This is a genomic window from Lysobacter korlensis (assembly GCF_042434515.1).
Genome location: NZ_JBHLTG010000034.1, coordinates 1 through 2,528 on the forward strand (window position 1 = coordinate 1; position 2,528 = coordinate 2,528).

Genomic DNA, 2,528 nt, shown 5'->3' on the forward strand with positions numbered 1-2,528 from the left:
GTCTCTCCAGTTGTCCGAAGTTCCACGAGAACAAGCTCGAGACGTGGTGCGTGCGCCAGAGCGGCAAGCGGCGCGGAGCATGGCTCTAACAATTCGTCCAAGCCGACGCCGCTTCGCGGCGCGGCTTAACTCAGGTGTTAGGCCGCGCCAAACGCAACATTGGTTTCAGTTGGCTCTTCGGCCGCAACGAGATCGCTCGTCGTCGCCCGGCTCGGCTGCTTGAGGGTGCTCCGATAGTTCCAGGCGCCTCGGTTCCGGCAACCGTGTGAGCCTGTCGCCTCCGGCCGCATCACCCGGTACTCTTCCGCAAAAGGCCTGCAACCGCTTGGTTGGCCGCTGCCTAACAAATCGTCCAAGCCGACACCGCTTCGTAGCTCCATTGAGAGGTCCGATTGCTCAGCCATCTGGGCTCCGGCCACTCTTCCGCAGCGGTGCGGCTTAACTCAGGTGTTAGGCGCCAGCAGCCGTGATCTCAGACTTCATCGGCTGGATTCAGTTCCGTACATGGCTCGAGCTGGCGTGCTTTGCAGCCGGGCTCGCGGTCTTACTTCCACTGACGGTCAGTGGTCGTCTTCGCAGGCGGCTTGCTCGCCTGGACAGCGACGACGTACAGGCTGTGGGGCTCGTCGTGCTAGTTTTGGCCGTGATTGGTGTCGGTCTCTATAACCGCTTTGGTGCGGGTTTCGGCGCCTAACAATTCGTCCAAGCCGAACCCGCTTCGTGGCTCCAGAACTCCAGACGGGTTCTCGGGGGGGGCGGCTTAACTCAAGGTGTTAGGCGGCATTGATGACACGCGATCGCTTCATTCTCGCTCTCCTCGTCTCGACCTGGCCGGTAGCCGGGCTGGTCGAGCCTCTAGCTCCGAGCTACAGGCAGCAGCCTATTCATAACGAGGTTGCGCTCGTCCACATGCTAGTGCTCGCGCTGCTTCTTTTTGCCTGGTGCAAGGCGCACGCATCTGTCCACGGGGTGAAGCCACCTGTGGCGAGCCCGCTCCTTGTCGCGCTCTTCGCGCCTGTCGGGCTTGCCTACTACTTCTTCCGTGCGTTCACTTGGCGCCGAGCTCTCCGTAGCATGGCCAGTGCGGTGCTCGTCTTTGTCGTATGCGGCGCCCTTTACGCCGGTGGCCTGCTCGCGGGTTCGCAGCTTGCCGCCTAACAATTCGTCCAAGCCGAAACCGCTTCGCGGTTCGGCTTAACTCAGGTGTTAGGCCGCTCGGGGAAGACTCATGCCATTCAAGCTCAGAGGGTTCGTCTTCGGCCTCATTGCATTGTCCGCATTGTTGCTTGTTGTTGCGGAAGTCAGCCACATCGGCTTGGTCTTTGAGCATAAGAGTCTCTATTCATACCTCCTGAAAACGGGAGACCCGGACCCTTTGAGCCCTGCGGCTAGGTCCCACATCCAAGGAATGGCGGCTTACGGCCGTATGAGTGCGCTCAGAGTCGCGCTCGGCTCAGCTATCTTGGGCTTCGCAGTCGGGTTCCTCGCCGCCAAGTGGCGCCAGGGCCGCCCGGCGCACGCGGCCTAACAATTCGTCCAAGCCGACGCCGCTTCGCGGCGCGGCTTAACTCAGGTGTTAGGCGCCATGAAATCATTCGTAGCTGCCGCACTCTCAGCTGTCGCTCTTTGCGGGTGTGTCACGGCTGGCCCGGTCACGGACGGCCTGACCTTGTCAGTGCGCTCTTACGATGCGGCCAGCGGGCAGTACGAGCTGGAACTGCGGAACAACTCTTGGCGGCCGGCCCTGTATCTGCACCCGTATTTCATCTTCGGCACAGAGCTGCGGCGGGACCCTGAGCTTTTCCCAGCATCGCCGGAGGGGACGCTGATGGTCCATGACACCAAGCTTGCGCCTGGAAAGTCAGTGACTTTTACGGGTAAGTGCAGCTCGCAGGGCCACTGTGCAGGCGAGCGCACGCATGTTGCGGTGCTTGCCTGCTGGTTCACTGAAGCATTCACCTGCAAACGGTACTTGCGCGTTTGGTCGGCTACACCGTTGAATGGCGCCTAACAATTCGTCCAAGCCGAAACCGCTTCGCGGTTCGGCTTAACTCAGGTGTTAGGCCGCCATGAAAACCTCCGGCAACTCACAAGAAAAGCAACAGGTCGAAGCAAGAGAACGGCTGTCTGCGGCGCGTAGCCGCGTCATCTGGGCCGCAGTTAATACGGCGGTCGTACCGCTCTGGATATTCGCGCTAGGCCACTACACTTTCGGAGCGTTCGCGCTTAAGTACAACCTGCTTATGTCCGGGGCATTTGCAGCGGTCGGCCTTGCAGGCGTTCGGTATACATTGCTGCGCTATCGACGGGCAGTGGCAGAGTCCGTTCAAGCATCCAATAGCCTAGAATCGGGCTGAGGCTAGCCGCCCCCTCCCGAGGTGCGTCGGTGGCAGGCCTAACAATTCGTCCAAGCCGAAACCGCTTCGCGGTTCGGCTTAACTCAGGTGTTAGGCCGCATTGGAACAGGCCATGTTCTGTGCGGAGGCCCGGCTAGCGAGTAAGCACGCCCCGGCTCGTCTTTCGGCCAT

The 2,528-nt window shown here is 60.8% G+C and carries 2 protein-coding genes; both read left to right on the forward strand.

Features of this window, described 5'->3' with window-relative positions:
• Positions 1–466 precede the first annotated feature (466 nt).
• Positions 467–694, forward strand: coding sequence for a hypothetical protein (locus ACFFGH_RS34260; protein ID WP_386677417.1), 228 nt, complete (start codon positions 467–469; stop codon positions 692–694).
• Positions 695–786: 92 nt separating this feature from the next.
• The gene (locus ACFFGH_RS34265) at positions 787–1,158 is read left to right on the forward strand and encodes a hypothetical protein (RefSeq protein WP_386677419.1); all 372 of its coding nucleotides are present in this window, start codon (positions 787–789) and stop codon (positions 1,156–1,158) included.
• Positions 1,159–2,528 lie beyond the last annotated feature (1,370 nt).

What these genes read in the sequence shown, in the direction of transcription:
- ACFFGH_RS34265 (WP_386677419.1), top strand. Translation starts at nt 787, where the DNA reads ATGACACGCGATCGCTTCATTCTCGCTCTCCTCGTCTCGACCTGGCCG.